The sequence below is a fragment of the Rhodococcus sp. OK611 genome (assembly GCF_003050885.1).
GTDB classification, from domain to species: Bacteria; Actinomycetota; Actinomycetes; order Mycobacteriales; family Mycobacteriaceae; genus Rhodococcus_G; species Rhodococcus_G oryzae.
The window spans coordinates 70113-86839 of record NZ_QAOZ01000010.1 but is presented as its reverse complement, the minus strand read 5'-3'; the positions used below and the strand labels follow the sequence as shown (position 1 = coordinate 86839).

The window sequence follows — 16727 nt, the reverse complement described above, 5'->3', positions numbered from 1 at the left end:
GGCTCGGCCCGCTACTTGACGGGCCCGCCGCCGATCGGGTCGCCGTCGAACTGGTCGCGGGTGATGCCGAGGTCCTCGATGATGACGCCGTCGACCACCTCCGCCTCGACGGACTCGGGATCGCCCGGCTGCTGACCGTCGTCGTCGAGCGGGGTGTCGGGCTCTTCCTCGGCGAGCCGCTCGTCGAGGGTCTCGCCCGCGGCGGCCTCCGCCGCGGTGGTCCCGAAGCGATCGGCCTCGCTCCAGTGATCGGGGGCGTCGACGACATCATCGCCGTCGTCGTTGCGGACCTCGTCCGAGTCGAGCGACTCGCTGGCGTTGAGGGTCTGGCCCGGGCCGTCCTCGGTGCTCATGAGTCAATAATGCCACCCTTGGGTGCAATGTCGTGCCAGGTGAACCTCGTTTTCGTGCGGGGCGGGCGCGATCCGCGCCCGGTAGAGTCCCCACTGTTCCGGCTGGCGACTTGTTTAAGTTCGAAGCGCTGGGAACTTACGGTCACATGTGAGACGTTTTACCAACAGAACGGGATTTCCCGTCGCGGTCGGGCCACAGCGGCACGGCAGGATCCCCAGGGATCCACCTATAGAAGGGACACGCACGGTGCGCACCACCAGTAACCCGGTGTTCCGCAACCTCCCCAAGCAGGAGGGCAGCGGATACGCCTCGTTCGGTTCTGCCGCGGCAGGCGCGGGGCAGATGACACAGCAGTTCGGTCAGCCCCAGTACACGCAGGCTGAGCCGTACACGACAGGTCCTGCTCAGCGGGCCATGACCATCGACGACGTCGTCACCAAGACGGGCATCACGCTCGGTGTGCTGACGGTCGCGGCGATCATCTCCTACGTGCTCGTCAACTCGAACGTCGACCTCGCGGCGCCGTTCGTGATCGGCGGCGGACTCATCGGGCTGGTCCTGGTCCTGGTCGCGACCTTCGGCCGCAAGATGGACAACCCGGCGATCGTGCTGGCCTACGCCGCGGCGGAGGGCGTCTTCCTTGGCGCGCTGTCGTTCATGTTCACCGACATCACGTTCGGCGGCACCGGCGGCTCCACCCTCATCGCCCAGGCGGTGCTCGGCACCTTCGGCGTGTTCTTCGGCATGCTCGTGGTCTACAAGACCGGCGCCATCCGCGTCACCCCGCGGCTGACCCGGATGATCATCGGCGCACTGATCGGTGTCGTGGTGCTCTCGCTCGGCAACCTGATCGCCAGCTTCTTCACCCCGGGTGGCCTCGGCCTCCGTGACGGTGGCGGACTCGCGATCGTCTTCAGCCTCGTCTGCATCGGCATCGCCGCGTTCAGCTTCCTGCTGGATTTCGACGCCGCCGACCAGCTGATCCGCGCCCAGGCGCCGGAGAAGGCGGCCTGGGGCGTCGCGTTCGGCCTCACCGTCACCCTGGTGTGGCTGTACGTCGAGATCCTGCGACTGCTGAGCTACTTCAACAGCGACTAGTCACCGCACGCCTGACCACGAACGGGCGGTTTCCTGCTCCGTCACTCGACGGATGTTCAGGAAACCGCCCGTTCGGCGTTGTGGAATCGATTCGCGGGTTGTCCACAGGTCGACGGTTCGCCGGGATCGGTGCCTCGCCGACGCGGCATGGTGAGGCGATGGGGGCAGACGACGCACCGTTTCGGGGATCGAGCGCCATCGCGGCGGGGGTGGTCACCGAACACCAGCTATACCACGATTTCGTGCGCCTCTACCAGGGCGCCTACATCAGCAAGCGTGTGGAGATCACCGCAGCCCTGCGCGCACGCGCGGCATCGCTGTTCGCCGGGCCCGACGCGGTCCTGACAGGGTTCTCCGCCGCTGCTCTGCACGGGTCCAGGTGGATCGACGCCAGCGAGCCTGCGGAGGTGATCCGCCCGGGCCATCATCGGGCGACGAGGAAGCTCATCGTCCACGATTGCCGACTCGAACCGGACGAGATCACCGTCGTCGACGGCATTCGAGTGGCCACGGCAGCGCGTGCTGGGTTCGATCTGGGCAGGCGCTTGTCGCGAGTATCCGCGATCGTCGCGTTGGATGCCCTCTGCAACGCGACGGGACTCAAACCCGCCGAGGTCACAAGGCTCGCGGAGCAACACCCACGGGCGCGTGGACTCGTCCGGTTGCGCTCGATCCTCGGCGAGGTGGACGCCGGGGCGGATTCGCCGCCCGAGACCCATACTCGTCTGGCCATCGTCGACGCGGGTCTGCCGCCGCCTGAAACACAGATCCCGATCGTCGAGAACGATGGATGGAGGTTCGCGTGTGCGGACCTGGGCTGGCGGGAGTGGTCGGTCCTCGTGGAGTACGACGGAGAACACCACTGGACCGATCGCCGCCAGCGAGCCTGGGACATCGAGCGCTCGGCGCGGATCGAGGCGCTGGGCTGGACCGTGGTGCGGATCGGTGCGGAGCTGCTCTACAACCGGCCGGATGAACTGGTCCGCCGGGTGAGGGCCAAACTCCGCGCGGCTGGGGCTCCGGTATGACGACGAACGGGCGGTTTCCTCGCGGGCCTCTCGGCCGATGCTCAGGAAACCGCCCGTTCGCGGTGGTGCAGAAGGACTAGCTGAGGCGCTCGAGCACCATCGCCATGCCCTGGCCGCCGCCGACGCACATGGTCTCGACGCCGAAGGTCTTGTCCTGCTCACGCAGGTTGTTGAGCAGGGTGTTGGTGATGCGGGCACCGGTCATGCCGAACGGGTGGCCAAGGGCGATCGCGCCACCGGAGACGTTGATCTTGTCCTCGTCCAGGTTCAGCGCGCGGGCGGAGCCGATGACCTGCACCGCGAACGCCTCGTTGATCTCGTACAGGTCGATGTCCGAGGTGGCCATCTTCGCGTAGCCGAGGGCCTTCTTGACGGCCTCGATCGGGCCGAGGCCCATGATCTCGGGGGAGAGGCCGGTCGCGGCGGTCGAGACGACGCGCGCCAGCGGGGTCAGGCCGAGGGCCTTCGCCTTGGTGTCGCTCATGATGACGAGCGCGGCCGCGCCGTCGTTGAGCGGGCAGGCGTTACCGGCGGTGACGGTGCCGTCGGGGCGGAAGACCGGCTTGAGCTGGCTGATCTTGTCGTAGCTGGTGCCTGCGCGCGGGCCGTCGTCGGTGGACACGACGGTGCCGTCGGCGAGGGTGACCGGGGTGATCTCGTTGGCGAAGAAGCCGCGGTTGATGGCCTCCTCCGCGCGGTTCTGGCTGCGGACGCCCCAGCGGTCCTGGTCCTCACGGCTGATGCCGGTCAGCGAGGCGACGTTCTCGGCGGTCTGGCCCATCGAGATGTAGATGTCGGGGGTCAGGCCGTCCTCGCGGGGGTCCTTCCACGCGACGCCACCCTGCGCGGCCAGCTCGGTGCGCGCCTGGGCGTCGGCGTACAGGGCGTTCTTGGTGTTCGGCCAGCCGTCGGCGGTGCCGGTGGTGAAGGACGAGACGGACTCGACGCCCGCCGAGATGAACACGTCGCCCTCGCCCGCGCGGATTGCGTGCATCGCCATCCGGGTGGTCTGCAGCGAGGAGGAGCAGTAGCGGTTGACGGTGACGCCGGGCAGGAAGTCGTAGCCGATCGCGGTGGCGACCACCTTGGCGATGTTGTAGCCCGACTGGCCGCCGGGCTGGCCACAGCCCATCATCAGGTCGTCGATGTCGGCGGGATCGAGCTCCGGGATCTTCGCGAGGGCCGCGGCCACCATCTGGGCGGCCAGGTCGTCGGGACGGATGTCCTTGAGCGAACCCTTGCCGGCCCGGCCGATGGGCGAACGTACAGCGGAGACAATGACGGCCTCAGGCATGAGAACTCCTTGCAGTAATCGGGGTGCATGGTGGGTGCCACACACTGTGGATTTGACCCAGACGTTACGTGGCGCTCGCGGCGCGCTGACGGCGCCGTCGGTCATCGACGATCTTGAGCACTCCGGAGGTCGGTTCCGGGGCCACCTGATCGGCCCCCGGCTCGCCCCTGCTGGCCCGGCGCTCGGTGTCGCGGCGCCACAGGAAGCGGTTCGCGGCCTCGGTGATCCGGGCGGAGATCCGGCGCGACTCGGCGGCCTCGGAGACCTCGGGCAGCTCGGGCAGCGGACCGCCCTCCCATTCCCCGAGCGCGCTGGCGAGGACGGGGAGCAACTGCTGGGCCGCGAGCTCGTACCCGGCCGCGGAGGGATGGAAGTGGTCGGCGGAGAACATGGTGTCCGGGGCGGCCAGGAACTCCGGCGCGAGCAGGTCTGCGAGGGCGACGGGATGGCCGCCTGCCCGCAGCACCGCCGCCGCCTGCGCGCGGGCCAGCCGGTGGCCCCACTCGCGAACCACCGACCGCAGCGGCTGCGGGATCGCCGTGACCACCCCCAGGTCCGGACAGGTGCCGACGACCACAACCGCGCCGGCCTGGCGGAGCCGCGCCACCGCGTCGCCGAGCCTGCGGGCGGACGAGTGGATCGAGTTCTTGGCGGTGACGTCGTTGGCGCCCACCAGGATCACCGCGGCGTCCGGTGGCGGGCCCGCGATGAACATGGCATCGACCTGACCCTTGAGCCCCTTCGAGGTGGCGCCGCCGATCGCCTTGGTGGACAACCAGATCCGCTTGCCCGTCTCCTCGGCGAGGCCGCGGGCGATCCGCACCCCTGGCACCTCGTCCGGGACCGCGCAGCCGACCCCGGCCGCGGTCGAGTCGCCGAAGATCATCAGGTGGATGTCGAACTCCGCGCCGAGGCGCCAGCGCTCGGGGGCCTCGCACCCGGGCGTGTAGATGCCGTCGGCCTCGGGTGGTTTGGCGACGTTGCGGCCGATCACGCCGCGCGCGGCGGTGGCCTGGCCCATCAGGTAGTTGTAGAGCGCCCACGACGCGGTGCCTGCCGAGGACCCCGCGACGACCGCGGCCGCGCTTGCTTTCGCGGCCGTTTTCCATCCGCTGGTGGGCACCGGATCCACCCTCCGCTCGTCGCGAGTGCTACCGGCCACAAATCTAGTGCGAAAGCCCGCGCCGCGTGGGGTCTGCGCTCGGGGACCCGACATCGAGATCGGAGCGGGCGGAGCGACCCCCGAGAAGGGACCTGGTGTTGCCCCCGTCGCGCGCTCTGGGACCATGTAGGCATGCGCATCGCGGATCATGTCACCGACCTCATCGGAAATACTCCGCTGGTCAAGCTGAACTCGGTGGTCGAGCCCGGCTCGGGCCTGGTGGCCGCCAAGATCGAGTACCTCAACCCGGGCGGCAGCTCCAAGGACCGGATCGCGGTCAAGATGATCGACGCCGCCGAGGCGTCGGGCGAGCTGAAGCCCGGCGGGACCATCGTCGAGCCGACGTCGGGCAACACCGGCATCGGGCTGGCACTGGTCGCGCAGCAGCGCGGCTACAAGTGCGTCTTCGTCTGCCCGGACAAGGTCAGCGAGGACAAGCGCAACGTCCTCAAGGCATACGGCGCCGAGGTCGTGGTGTGCCCGACCGCGGTGGCACCGGAGCACCCGGACAGCTACTACAACGTCTCCGACCGCCTGGCCCGCGAGCTGCCCGGCGGCTGGAAGCCCAACCAGTACTCCAACCCGGGCGGGCCTGCGAGCCACTACGAGACCACGGGCCCCGAGATCTGGCGGGACACCGAGGGCAAGATCACGCACTTCGTGGCGGGCGTCGGCACCGGCGGCACGATCACCGGCACCGGTCGCTACCTCAAGGAGGTCTCCGGCGGCAAGGTCAAGGTCATCGGCGCGGATCCTGAGGGCTCGGTGTACTCGGGCGGCACCGGACGGCCGTACCTGGTCGAGGGCGTCGGCGAGGACTTCTGGCCCACCGCCTACGACCCCTCGGTCCCCGACGAGATCATTGCGGTCTCCGATGCCGACTCCTTCGACATGACGCGGCGCCTGGCCCGCGAGGAGGGCCTGCTGGTCGGCGGCTCCTGCGGCATGGCCGTGGTGGCCGCGCTGCGGGTCGCCGAGCGCGAGCCCGACGCGGTGATCGTGGTGCTGCTGCCCGACGGCGGCCGCGGCTACCTGTCGAAGATCTTCAACGACAAGTGGATGGCCTCGTACGGCTTCCTGCGCACCCCGCTGGACGGCAAGGTCCACGAGCCGACCGTCGGCGACGTGCTGCGTGGCAAGTCGGGCGAGCTGCCCGACCTGGTGCACACGCATCCGTCGGAGACGCTGCGCGACGCGATCGAGATCCTGCGCGAGTATGGCGTCTCGCAGATGCCGGTCGTCGGTGCCGAGCCGCCGGTGATGGCGGGCGAGGTCGCGGGCAGCGTCACCGAGCGGGACCTGCTCTCGGCGGTGTTCGAGGGCCGGGCGCAACTCGCCGATCCGGTCGCCAAGCACATGAGCCCTCCGTTCCCGCTGATCGGCTCGGGCGAGCCGGTGACCGCCGCGACCAAGGCGCTCGGCGACTCGGACGCGCTGATGGTGGTCGACGACGGCAAGCCCGTCGGCGTCATCACCCGGCACGACCTGCTCGGATTCCTCAGCGCCGGGGGATAGCTCGACCCGGGCCGCCCCGCCCGGGTGCCGTTAGGATCCCCGCATGGGGGAGATGAGATCTCGGGTGGGGATGGTCGCCGCGGCGACCGCGGTGCTGGTGTCCGGATGTTCGACGGTGACCAGTGGGACACCGGTCGCGGAGTCAGAGGGTTCGGACGGCGGTGCGGCGGTGGCGCTGTCCGCGGGCGAAGCGCCGGACTGCGCCACGATGGCCGGGGCGTTGGGCGGCTTGGTGGCCGGCATGCCGCTGGCCAACCAGGGCACGCTGCCGGGCTCCACCGACCCGCTCTGCCTGTGGGCGGACGGGGACTTCACCGGGACCCAGCGCAATCTCTTCGTCAGCGTCAAGGCCAACGGGTTCACCGAGGCGATGCTCGAGGCCTCCAGGGGGAAGACGAGCCTCGGCGTGGTCGACGAGCCGCGCGCCGACGCGCTGGGTGGGCTCGTGATCAAGGTCAACGACACCGTGTACACGCTGACGATGGCCGGTCGCAGTGTCGATGCCGGCAGCCACGGCAGCCAGGGATACACGGAATCGGAGTACATCGACGCGCTGGTCTCGGTTGCCCGATTACTGACCGAATAGCGGCTCGCTAGGCTTACCGGCATGAGCGAGCACAGCAACGCAGAGCAGGGGTTCTCCACCAGGGCCGTTCACGCCGGGTACGAGCCGGATCCGCTGACCGGCGCGGTGAACGTGCCGATCTACGCCAGCTCGACCTTCGCCCAGGACGGCGTCGGCGGGATGCGGAGCGGGTTCGAGTACGCGCGCACCGGGAACCCGACCCGGCGTCCGCTCGAGGCCAACCTCGCCGCCCTCGAGTCGGGCACCTATGGTCGCGCGTTCGCGTCCGGCATGGCGGCCACGGACTGCCTGCTGCGCTCGGTCCTGCGCCCCGGTGATCACCTGGTGATCCCGAACGATGCCTACGGCGGCACCTTCCGGCTGATCGACAAGGTGTTCACCCAGTGGGGCATCGAGCACACTCCGGCCGCGGTGTCCGATGTGGACGCGGTCCGCGCCGCGATCCGCCCGAACACCAAGCTGGTGTGGGTGGAGACCCCGACCAACCCGCTGCTCAACATCGGCGACATCGAGGCGCTGGCCGGAGTCGCGCACGAGGCCGGGGCAAAGCTGGTGGTGGACAACACCTTCGCGTCGCCGTACCTGCAGCAGCCGCTCGGCCTCGGTGCGGACATCGCGCTGCATTCGACCACCAAGTACATCGGCGGGCACTCCGACGTCGTCGGCGGCGCGCTCATCACCGACGACGAGGAACTCGACACCGCCTTCGCGTTCCTGCAGAACGGCGCGGGCGCGGTGCCCGGCCCTTTCGACGCGTACCTGACCATGCGCGGCATCAAGACCCTCGCGCTGCGGATGGAGCGGCACAGCGAGAACGCCGAGCAGATCGTCGACCTGCTCACCGGCCACGCCGCGGTCTCGCAGGTGATCTACCCGGGTCTCGAGTCGCACCCGGGCCACAAGGTCGCGGCCAAGCAGATGCGTCGCTTCGGCGGCATGATCTCGGTGCGTCTCAAGGGCGGCAAGCAGGCCGCGCTCGACTTCTGCTCGCGGACTGAGATCTTCACGCTCGCCGAGTCCCTCGGCGGTGTCGAGTCGCTGATCGAGCACCCCGGCGCGATGACCCACGCGTCGACCGCGGGCTCCGCGCTCGAGGTGCCGGACGACCTGGTCCGGCTCTCGGTCGGCATCGAGGACGCCGCCGACCTCATCGCCGATGTGGAGCAGGCACTGAAGTAGGCAGCTCCGCTGCCCGTGCGCGGTTGACGAGTCCTGAGACTCGTCAACCGCGCACGGGCGCCGCAGGCGCCTTACGCTGGCGCTGTGGAACTCGTGACGAGGGAACAGATCGCGGCGGCGGCCGACCGACTCGCCCCGGTGATGCGCAGGACACCGATGGTCGCGTCGCGGGTGCTCTCGGAGCGCTGCGCCCACGACGTGTGGCTCAAGTGTGAAAACCTTCAGCGCACAGGCTCTTTCAAACCTCGTGGCGCCTACAACCGGATCGCGAACCTGACCCCCGAGCAGCGGGCGGGCGGTGTGGTGGCAGCCAGCGCAGGCAACCATGCGCAGGGTGTCGCCTGGGCCGCCAGCCGGCTCGGCATCGAGTCCACGGTCTTCATGCCGGTCGGCGCGGCGCTGCCGAAGCTCGTCGCGACCAAGGCGTACGGTGCGACGGTCCACCTGCGCGGTCACACCGTCGACGAGGCACTCGTGGCAGCCAAGGAGTTCGCCGCCGCGACCGGGGCCGTGCTCATCCACCCGTTCGATCACGTCGACGTGGTCGCGGGCCAGGCCACCGTCGGGCTGGAGATCCTCGAGCAGCTGCCGGAGGTAGGGACCATCGTGGTGCCGACCGGCGGTGGCGGTCTGCTCGCCGGGATCGCGGCGGCGGTCCGGGACTCGGGCCGCCGGGTGCGCCTCGTCGGCGTGCAGGCCGAGCAGGCGGCGGCCTGGCCGAGGTCGCTCGCCGAGGGCGCCCCCGTCGAGGCGGAGGCCCTGTCCACCATGGCCGACGGAATCGCCATCGGACTCCCGGGTGCGGTGCCGTTCGCGCACGTCGACGCCCTGGTGGACGAGGTGGTCACGGTCAGTGAAGACGCGCTGTCCCGGGCCCTGTTGCTGTGCAGCGAGCGGGCCAAGCTGATCGTCGAGCCGGCGGGGGCGGCAGCGGTGGCCGCCCTGATGAGCTGCGCGGCGGAACAGCTGCGGCTGGAGGGGACCGTGTGCGCGGTGTTGTCCGGCGGCAACATCGACCCGTTGCTGCTCACCCACGTGATCACCCACGGCCTGCGGGCCGCCGGGCGCTACCTGGTCGTGCGGGTCACCATCCCGGACCGCCCGGGTGGGCTGGTGCGGCTACTCGGCGTGGTGAGCGAGCGCGGCGCCAGCGTGGTGGACGTGGTGCACTCGCGGACCGCCCGCGACCTCGGCCTGGACGAGGTGGAGGTGCTGTTGACTCTGGAAACGAGGGGGCCCGACCACCGCGACGAGGTGCTGGGCGCCCTCGACACCGCCGGCTTCGCCGTGCGGGTGCAGGAGTAGGCGCTCCGCGCCCGTGCGCGGTTGACGAGTCCCCACACTCGTCAACCGCGCACGGGCGGCGCAGCCGCCTAGGCGATGGTCGCGTTCGCGACCGGGACGTCGAACACCCGGCACCAGATGAGCACCGTGCTGGCCTGGCCGATCTGGATCTCGGCGGGCAGCTCGTAGTTCTGGTCGCCGCGGCTGCCCTTCAACGCCCCCAGCCGGACCGGCTCTGGGCTCCGGACATCGGCCCCGTCGATGAGGTGCACGAAGTAGTCGGGTCCCGCCTCGACCTCGAAGTTCTCGAAGCGCAGCACGCGGCGGCCGTCGCCCAGGTCCAGTAGCCGTGCGGAACCCGTTGCGTCGTGGTCGATTCCGACGAACTTCGCGGCGCCGATCTCGTGCGCGCCGCCCGGGTGGTCCCCGCCCGGTTCGAGCACGGCCACCCCGACGAGTGGATCGGGTTCTCGAACGTCGGTGCCGCGGAACGTCGGCACGATGACGAGCGCGATGACCGCGGCGGCGAGCAGGGTCTGCGCGAGCGCGCCGATCCAGACGTGGCGGGTCAGCCGGTAGAGCGTCCAGCCGAGCAGCAGGAACAGGGCGAGGGTGGCCGCGCCGATGGCGAGCGTCCGGGGATGGGTGGAGGTGTTCGAGATGAGGTTCGGCGGGATCTCGTAGATCAGGGCGAGGGCACCCACGGCCAGGCCCGCGGCGATCAGGACGAGCAGCGATCCGGTCAGCCACCGTCGACGGCGGAAGGGGCCGATCTCGGGCCCGGATCGCATCGCCATGTCGTCAAGCGTAGGCACGGGTGCTCGCCACGGTGGCGTTGTTCTCGTGCGCGATGACGCGGTCGATCACGGCCAGCCGCAGAGCCGGGTGACCCGGAAGTCCTGGTCCACCAGCCTGGCCGGCATCCCGAGCTCCTCGAGCCAGGCGAGCGTCTCCTCGCCCCCGCGGACCGCCGCCCTGCTCGCCGCGGCGGCGGCCAGGGCGGAGCCCGCGACCACGGACACGGTGCGCCAGTGCGGCGCCCCGGCGGGATCCGGGTGCAGCGGGCTGACCGTGCTGGCGGTCGCGAGGCCGGAGCCGGACGGGATCGAGACCTGACACGACGGGTCGCCGGGCAGGTCCTCGACCTTGATCTGCCAGCCGCTGCGCGGCTCCGGACCCGCGGTCGCCACGTCGCCGCCGAGGCTGACCAGCACCCCGCAGCCGAGCAGCTCGGCGACGGCGGTGGCGCAGCGGTCGGCCGTGACGGAGCGGGCGGTCGCGGACACGTCGAGGGTCAGCCCGGCGGGGAGGGTGACGTCGTGGCCGCGGACGGTCACGGAGCGCCACCGGTCCGGTTGCGTGCCGCCGACGGTGGGGTCGAGGACGCCCGCCGTCAGCTCGGCGGCCAGGAGGGCCCTGCTGACCTGCTCGGCGAGCAGGACGCTCACCCGGGTCGTGGTGCCCGCGGACCGGTTGAGTGCCGCGATCTCGGAGTCTTCCCGGGTGGCACTGGTCGCGACGTCGGCGGCGGCCAGGTGGCCGCGGACCATGTTCCAGGCGGATTCCAGCATGTCGGGGTGTGCCACGACCACCGTCGCGCGCACACCCCACATCGACCAGCTCTTCGCGGCCTTGTCCGCCGCGAGGGTCACGACCCGCCCGAGATCACGTCGAACTGCCCGGCGCCCCGGGTGACGACCGGGCCTGCGCCGTTCGAGCGGTTCGAATCGGCGGCGATGACCGTCCCCGAATCCGAGGAGGGGGCGTCTCCGAGCGCGAACGAGGCGCCGGCGAGGGACCCGACGCTGAGCGCACCGACGATGCCGGACGCCGCGACAGCACGGCGGAATCGGGACGTCCGGTGGGGCTGCTCTGCGGGTCGCTCGCTCATGACGACCAGGATCCACCGCGAGCCTGAGAGAGACCTGAGGGTCTGCTGAAATTCTGGTTCTTGGCCTGAAATGTCGCGGTGCGCGGGCATACGCTCCGTGAGTGCGCAGTTTTCCCCGCCCGAAGTGGGCCGATCCGCCGGCAGATGCACAGTCGGCGGCGGCTAACGCCGGACCGGCACGCCGCGATACAGGCGTCGTGTGGGTTCGGGAAACACGGTTCGATCGATGTGATCGAAATCGCCCCGCGGCCGGGTCGGGGGACCTAGCGTTGCACCTGATAGCCCGCTCGAAGTTTGGAGTTGCGAATGCCGGTTGATCCAACGGCGGTGATCGTGGCAGTTGCCACTGCCCTCGGCGGCCTCGTTCAAGGGGCCGACATCCCATTACCGGTGAAGGATCAAGCAGCACAAGCGATTCAGTCTTTCGAGGCGTCGGCACCCGCGGCGTCGCAGCAGATCAACGACGTCATCGGCATGTTGCCCCAGAATATGCAGGGTCAGGCACAGCAGGCCGTCGCGGATGCTGCTGCCGCAGTGGAGGATTCAATCAAGCCGTACCTCCCACCTGCCCCGCAGATTGCACCGGGGGTGCCGGCCGTGCCGCCGCCCGCGGTGGTCGCGCCGCCGGTGCCGGAGGCGCCCCGCTACACGGCGCCGCCCGCGCTGCAGGCGACCCCGATCGGCGGCGACCCGAGCCGGATGCTGCCCGACGCATTGACGGACCTTCCCGAGATGGTGATGGCCCCGATCGGCGCGATCGCGGTCTTCGTGCCGTGGCTGAAGAAGGCGGGCGAGATCTGTGAGGGCATCAAGCCCCCGGTCCTCGCCGCGCTCTATTCGGCGGAGAACGGTTTCCGGTACGGCCCGACGGCGCCGGTGTCCAGGGACGGAGCGCGCGGGCCGGGCCAGTTCATGCCCGGCACCTGGGCCAAGTACGGCAAGGACGCCGACGGCGACGGCAAGGCGGACATCCTCGGCGTCGCGGACTCGGTGATGGCGTCGGGGCACCTGCTCTGCGACATGTACACCGAGATCGAGGGCTGGCAGAAGCAGGGCCTGGTCAAGGGCGACACCCTCGATCTGGCCATCGCCGGGTACAACGCGGGGGTCGGGGCCGTGCGGCGGTCCGGCGGGATGCCGTCCGGGCTGCCCGACTACGAGAACCAGACCAAGCCGTACGTGAAGAAGATCCGGGCCAGCGAGGCTCGATTCGCGGGGATCCTCACCCCGTTCGTCGGCGGCAACTTCGGCGACGGGATCGGCGGCAAGATCGTCGAGGCCGCGCTCCGCTACCTGGGCCTGCCCTACGTCTGGGGTGGCGGCAACATCAACGGGCCCTCCGGCGGTGGCTTCGACTGCTCCGGGCTGACGTCCTACGCGGTGTACGCCGCAACCGGCGACCTGCTGAAGCTGCCGCGGACCTCAGAGACCCAGTGGAACGTCGGCGAGGAGATCCCGCTGGCCGAGGCCAGACCCGGAGACCTGCTGTTCGGCAACTGGCAGTCGGGTGGGCCGGGGCACGTCGCGATCTACATCGGCAACGGGCAGATGGTGCACGCCCCGCAGACCGGTGACGTGGTCCGGGTCGGGCCGGTGTTCGACGGGATGAAGGTCCGCCGGATGGTGTGACGCGGCTCCGCCGCCCGTGCGCGATTTGTACCCCGGCTGGGGTGCAAATCGCTCGCAGTTCCCTACGCTGGAGGCCGTGCCCGATGACCTGCTGATCGCACGGAATTCGGATCCGGACTACACGCTGCAGCGACGGCCGGTATCGAGCGGACATTCGCGCTGGCCGGACCCGTGGTGCAGGTCGAGATTCCGGCGACGAACCCGGAGCCGGCGGACGTCCGGGCCTGGGCGAGAGCGCAAGGGGATCGAGGCCTCCGATCGCAGGCGGATACCTGCCGGGTTGGTGCGGGCGTATCTGACGCAGGGGTAACGCTGCCTCACACCGAGATGGGTCAGGACCCGCGTGGCGCGAAAAACAGCGTCGATTCGCCGAGTGTCATCAACCAGAAAGGGATACCTCCGGTGTTGCCAGCCATACTTGCCCCAATTATCGGCGTGATCGCACTAAGCGTCGCAATCGCTGGATGGGACGCGGCGGTTTTTGCGCGACGTCACTTTGAACAACCTCGCGAGAGGCTCATTGTATGGGCGCGCGAATGTGGGGAGGCCTTCGAGTCATTGCTTGCCGCATCGATCTCAGAACGACTAAGAGACCAGCAACAACCACCGGTTCGGTACGCCCTTCGCGCGTACGCACTATTCGATTTAATCGGTGACCTGGACGAACTTGATAGTTTCGGACGATCGACGAAGACGAAATGGAATCTTCCCTATGTCGAAAGGGACGTGATCTATCCGGTACTGGTAACGATCGAGGTCACGACCAGTCAGTGGCACGCGCTGAATGGGGCCGATCACGGTCGCACGCCGCTGGCCGATGACCAGTTTCGCTGCCAAGTTGCTATCGGCCTCCAGCGGATCGGGATGTTCCAAGAACACCTACAACGATACGAGCGCGCACCATGGATCCGTACGTTGCTCGGTCGGCGGCGAATTCGTGTACGCCGCCGCTACAGACATGAAGAACGCGCTCAGAGGCGCCGGTCCGGTATTAGAGTTGGGCGGCTAGAGCCAGATGTTTGGGTACCGGTGTGAGGTGCCAGTCGGTTGCGCATGCACGAGATCAGAATTTCTTTCCAGGAGTGCTGCCCCCCGCTCTCGAAGGCGCTACGCGGTCGAATCGGCCGGATTGCTTGCGAGTTACACCAACCGTGCGTTCTCGAGCGGTACTCCTGGGTGGCGAACGGTGATGCTCAGGGATTTTCCCCGCGACAGTTGCAATTCCCGGATGCGGTTCTTCGCGCCCAACTCCGGAAGCAAACCGCTGATCGACACGCGGGCGGAGACTGAGCCCGAGGACATCATCGAATTCCTCAGCGTGCGGGTCGGGTCCCGACCTTCTTGACAACGCGAACTTGACAACGCGAACCCGGCGAGCGCCGCCCTTGAAACTAGGGCGCCGGTGCGGCGACAGCAGGCGCGGGTTCGACGGGTGTGGTCGTCGACGCGCTCGCCGGGGAGGTGGCCGCGCTCGACGGCGTCACCGGCGAGGTCGAGATCGGCGGTGCGACGGTTGTGGTGGCCGGGGGAACCGTCCAGTTGCTGCCGATCCCGCAGACGGGGACCCCGGGCGGACACCCTTCAGTGGTCATGCCGCACTCGGTGTGGCCACAGCTGTCGGTCCCGCATGCCGGGCCCGGCACGCAGTTGTATCCCGGCGGGATCTCCTGGACCGGCGACTCGTAGTACGAGGACTCCGGTGCCGGGGCGGGCGCGTGGCCGTCCCACGATTCCGGCCCGGCCTGCGGTGCGCCCGGGGCCGCCGAACTCGTCGGCGGCGCAGACTTGGTCACCTTGGCCGAGGTCGTGGACGCCGAGCTCGGCGCGGGGCCGCCGGATTCCGATCCGCTCGAGCATCCGGCCAGCAACACCACCGGCACGACCAACACGAGCAGCATGCGCAGAACCGCACCCAACCGACTGCCGGTCCACATTTTTCGCAACATGGCGAGAACATTTGCAGACCGCGACTCGCGTGGACCAGTGGCCGGGAGGCCACCCATCGATAAGATCGGGTCATGCTTTCGGTAGCGGTCGTTGCGTTCGACGGAATCAGCCCGTTCCACCTGGCGGTACCAACGCTGGTGCTCGGCCGATCCGGCACCGGCGTCGAATCCGGCTCGCCCTATGACGTGCGGGTCTGCGCCGAAGAGCCCGGAACGCTTTCCACCGCAGCCGGTTTCGACATCACCGTGCGAGACGACCTCGACGTGGTGGCCGGCTCCGACATGGTGGTCTTTCCCGGCTGGCTCCGCGGACGCGGGGTGTCGCCCGCGCTGAACGAGGCGGTACACGCCGCCCACGAGAGGGGCGCTCGACTGGTCGGGCTGTGCCTGGGTTCCTGGGCGATCGCGGCGACCGGGCTGGCCGACGGTCGCGAACTCACCACCCACTGGGCCGCGGCCGAGGAGATGGCCCTCGCATTCCCGAAGGTGCGCGTGCGTGCCGACAACCTCTGGACCGATCTGGGCGACGTGATCACCTCCGCGGGCGTCGCCGCGGCACTGGACTGCTGCCTGCACATCGTGCGCGGCGACCTGGGCGCCCGCGCCGCCACCGACCTGGCTCGGTCGCTGGTCACCGCGCCGCACCGCAACGGCTCGCAGGCCCAGTTCATCCCGGTCGCGGTGCCCGACGACGACACCGACGATCCGATCGAGCACGCGATGGTGTGGGCCCGCACCCACCTCGACACCGGCATCGACCTGGACAACTGGTCGCGTCGGGCGCTGATGTCGCGGCGCACCTTCACCCGGCGGTTCAGGGACCGCACCGGCACCAGCCCCCAGCAGTGGTTGTTGCAGCAGCGCACCGACCACGCCCGGCTGCTGCTCGAATCGACCGACGAGACGGTGGACCGGATCGCCCGTGACACCGGCTTCGGCAGCGCGGTGAGCCTGCGCCACCACTTCCACCGCATGCTCGGCACCAGTCCGGCGGCCCACCGCGCCCAGTTCCGCGGGGCAGCGCAATGATCACCGCGTCCTGACTTCCTCGGAAAACACGAAACCCCGGCTCGAGCCGATGCTCGAACCGGGGTCCGGTGGAAATGAACGCGAACGGGCGGCGTGCCGCCTCAGCTGTGGTACGGCTCCGCGCTGACGAGCGTCACCTGCATGGTGTTGCCGTTGGGGAGCGTGTACTTGCGGGTCTCGCCGACCTTCGCCTCGAGCAGCGCGCTGCCCAGCGGGGAGTTGGGGGAGTAGACCTCGAGCTTGTTGTCGCGGGCGCCCTCTTCGCGGGTGGCGATCAGGAAGGTCTCGGTGTCGGACTTGTCGCCGTCGTAGTAGACCTTGACCACGGAACCGGGCAGTGCCACACCGGACTGGGTCGGCGCCTCGCCGACCTTCGCGCTGTTGAGCAGCTCCTGGAGCTGGCGGATGCGGGCCTCCTGCTGGCCCTGCTCCTCGCGTGCCGCGTGGTAGCCGCCGTTCTCCTTGAGGTCGCCTTCCTCGCGTCGCTCGTTGATCTCGGCCGCGATGACCGGGCGGTTGGCAATGAGCTGGTCGAGTTCGCTCTTGAGCCGGTCGTGTGACTCCTGGGTAAGCCAGGTCACCTGGGTCTCGGTCATGCTCGATCACTCCTCGTAGTCGGAACCCATCCGGGTCCCCTGGGCGGGCCACTGAACTCCAGTGGCCTTCGGCGACGAGAGCGCGCCTACCCCCGGTGGTTGGATCCCCCCGGTTCGCTCAGTCATGTGAGCGGTG

At 69.4% G+C, this 16727-nt stretch carries 17 protein-coding genes; 8 read left to right on the top strand and 9 right to left on the bottom strand.

Annotation, left to right across the window (positions count from 1 at the left end):
- Positions 1-11: 11 nt before the first annotated feature.
- A complete protein-coding gene (locus tag C8K38_RS14070) occupies positions 12-353 on the bottom strand; it encodes a hypothetical protein (protein WP_097212337.1) in 342 nt (113 codons plus the stop codon).
- A 247-nt stretch (positions 354-600) separates the two neighbouring features.
- Here C8K38_RS14070 and C8K38_RS14065 point away from each other — a divergent pair, with 247 nt between their 5' ends.
- Positions 601-1452 carry a Bax inhibitor-1/YccA family protein gene (locus C8K38_RS14065; RefSeq protein WP_097212338.1) on the top strand — a complete coding sequence of 284 codons (852 nt, stop codon included), beginning with the start codon at positions 601-603 and terminating at the stop codon, positions 1450-1452.
- A gap of 158 nt (positions 1453-1610) precedes the next feature.
- Positions 1611-2480 carry a DUF559 domain-containing protein gene (locus C8K38_RS14060; RefSeq protein WP_097212415.1) on the top strand — a complete coding sequence of 290 codons (870 nt, stop codon included), beginning with the start codon at positions 1611-1613 and terminating at the stop codon, positions 2478-2480.
- A 76-nt stretch (positions 2481-2556) separates the two neighbouring features.
- Here the strand turns inward: C8K38_RS14060 and C8K38_RS14055 are convergent, their stop codons facing one another.
- Positions 2557-3774 (bottom strand): acetyl-CoA C-acetyltransferase, encoded by a 1218-nt coding sequence (locus C8K38_RS14055; RefSeq protein ID WP_097212339.1) that lies wholly within the window; start codon positions 3772-3774, stop codon positions 2557-2559.
- Positions 3775-3838: 64 nt separating this feature from the next.
- The gene (locus C8K38_RS14050) at positions 3839-4897 is read right to left on the bottom strand and encodes an SGNH/GDSL hydrolase family protein (protein WP_097212416.1); all 1059 of its coding nucleotides are present in this window, start codon (positions 4895-4897) and stop codon (positions 3839-3841) included.
- Positions 4898-5068: 171 nt separating this feature from the next.
- Between C8K38_RS14050 and C8K38_RS14045 the strand changes: the two genes are divergently transcribed.
- The 4 genes from C8K38_RS14045 (at position 5069) to ilvA (ending at position 9521) form a co-directional block, all read left to right on the top strand.
- Positions 5069-6451 (top strand): cystathionine beta-synthase, encoded by a 1383-nt coding sequence (locus tag C8K38_RS14045; protein ID WP_097212340.1) that lies wholly within the window; start codon positions 5069-5071, stop codon positions 6449-6451.
- A gap of 43 nt (positions 6452-6494) precedes the next feature.
- Positions 6495-7037, top strand: coding sequence for a hypothetical protein (locus C8K38_RS14040; RefSeq protein ID WP_143548473.1), 543 nt, complete (start codon positions 6495-6497; stop codon positions 7035-7037).
- Between the two features lie 21 nt (positions 7038-7058).
- Positions 7059-8216 (top strand): cystathionine gamma-synthase, encoded by a 1158-nt coding sequence (locus tag C8K38_RS14035; RefSeq protein WP_097212342.1) that lies wholly within the window; start codon positions 7059-7061, stop codon positions 8214-8216.
- A 141-nt stretch (positions 8217-8357) separates the two neighbouring features.
- Entirely contained in the window at positions 8358-9521 is a 1164-nt protein-coding gene (gene ilvA / locus C8K38_RS14030; protein WP_218840977.1) for a threonine ammonia-lyase, read from the top strand.
- 68 nt (positions 9522-9589) lie between these two features.
- Here the strand turns inward: ilvA and C8K38_RS14025 are convergent, their stop codons facing one another.
- From C8K38_RS14025 to C8K38_RS14015, 3 genes are all read right to left on the bottom strand, one after another.
- A complete protein-coding gene (locus C8K38_RS14025) occupies positions 9590-10297 on the bottom strand; it encodes a DM13 domain-containing protein (protein WP_097212343.1) in 708 nt (235 codons plus the stop codon).
- 66 nt (positions 10298-10363) lie between these two features.
- Positions 10364-11152 (bottom strand): FAD:protein FMN transferase, encoded by a 789-nt coding sequence (locus C8K38_RS14020; protein WP_257017519.1) that lies wholly within the window; start codon positions 11150-11152, stop codon positions 10364-10366.
- Positions 11149-11391 carry a hypothetical protein gene (locus C8K38_RS14015; protein WP_097212344.1) on the bottom strand — a complete coding sequence of 81 codons (243 nt, stop codon included), beginning with the start codon at positions 11389-11391 and terminating at the stop codon, positions 11149-11151. The genes C8K38_RS14020 and C8K38_RS14015 overlap by 4 nt, the downstream gene beginning before the upstream one ends.
- Before the next feature lie 306 nt (positions 11392-11697).
- Here C8K38_RS14015 and C8K38_RS14010 point away from each other — a divergent pair, with 306 nt between their 5' ends.
- A complete protein-coding gene (locus tag C8K38_RS14010) occupies positions 11698-13020 on the top strand; it encodes a C40 family peptidase (protein WP_097212345.1) in 1323 nt (440 codons plus the stop codon).
- A gap of 645 nt (positions 13021-13665) precedes the next feature.
- On the opposite strand, the gene C8K38_RS27160 is transcribed toward C8K38_RS14010, so the two are convergent.
- Both C8K38_RS27160 and C8K38_RS26890 read right to left on the bottom strand, forming a co-directional pair.
- Positions 13666-13899 (bottom strand): hypothetical protein, encoded by a 234-nt coding sequence (locus C8K38_RS27160; protein ID WP_181320859.1) that lies wholly within the window; start codon positions 13897-13899, stop codon positions 13666-13668.
- A gap of 512 nt (positions 13900-14411) precedes the next feature.
- A complete protein-coding gene (locus C8K38_RS26890; RefSeq protein WP_143548474.1) occupies positions 14412-14918 on the bottom strand; it encodes a hypothetical protein in 507 nt (168 codons plus the stop codon).
- 120 nt (positions 14919-15038) lie between these two features.
- Between C8K38_RS26890 and C8K38_RS14000 the strand changes: the two genes are divergently transcribed.
- Positions 15039-15995, top strand: coding sequence for a GlxA family transcriptional regulator (locus tag C8K38_RS14000; protein ID WP_097212347.1), 957 nt, complete (start codon positions 15039-15041; stop codon positions 15993-15995).
- A 101-nt stretch (positions 15996-16096) separates the two neighbouring features.
- Here C8K38_RS14000 and greA read toward each other — a convergent pair whose 3' ends face one another.
- The gene (gene greA, locus C8K38_RS13995) at positions 16097-16591 is read right to left on the bottom strand and encodes a transcription elongation factor GreA (RefSeq protein WP_077042557.1); all 495 of its coding nucleotides are present in this window, start codon (positions 16589-16591) and stop codon (positions 16097-16099) included.
- Positions 16592-16727 lie beyond the last annotated feature (136 nt).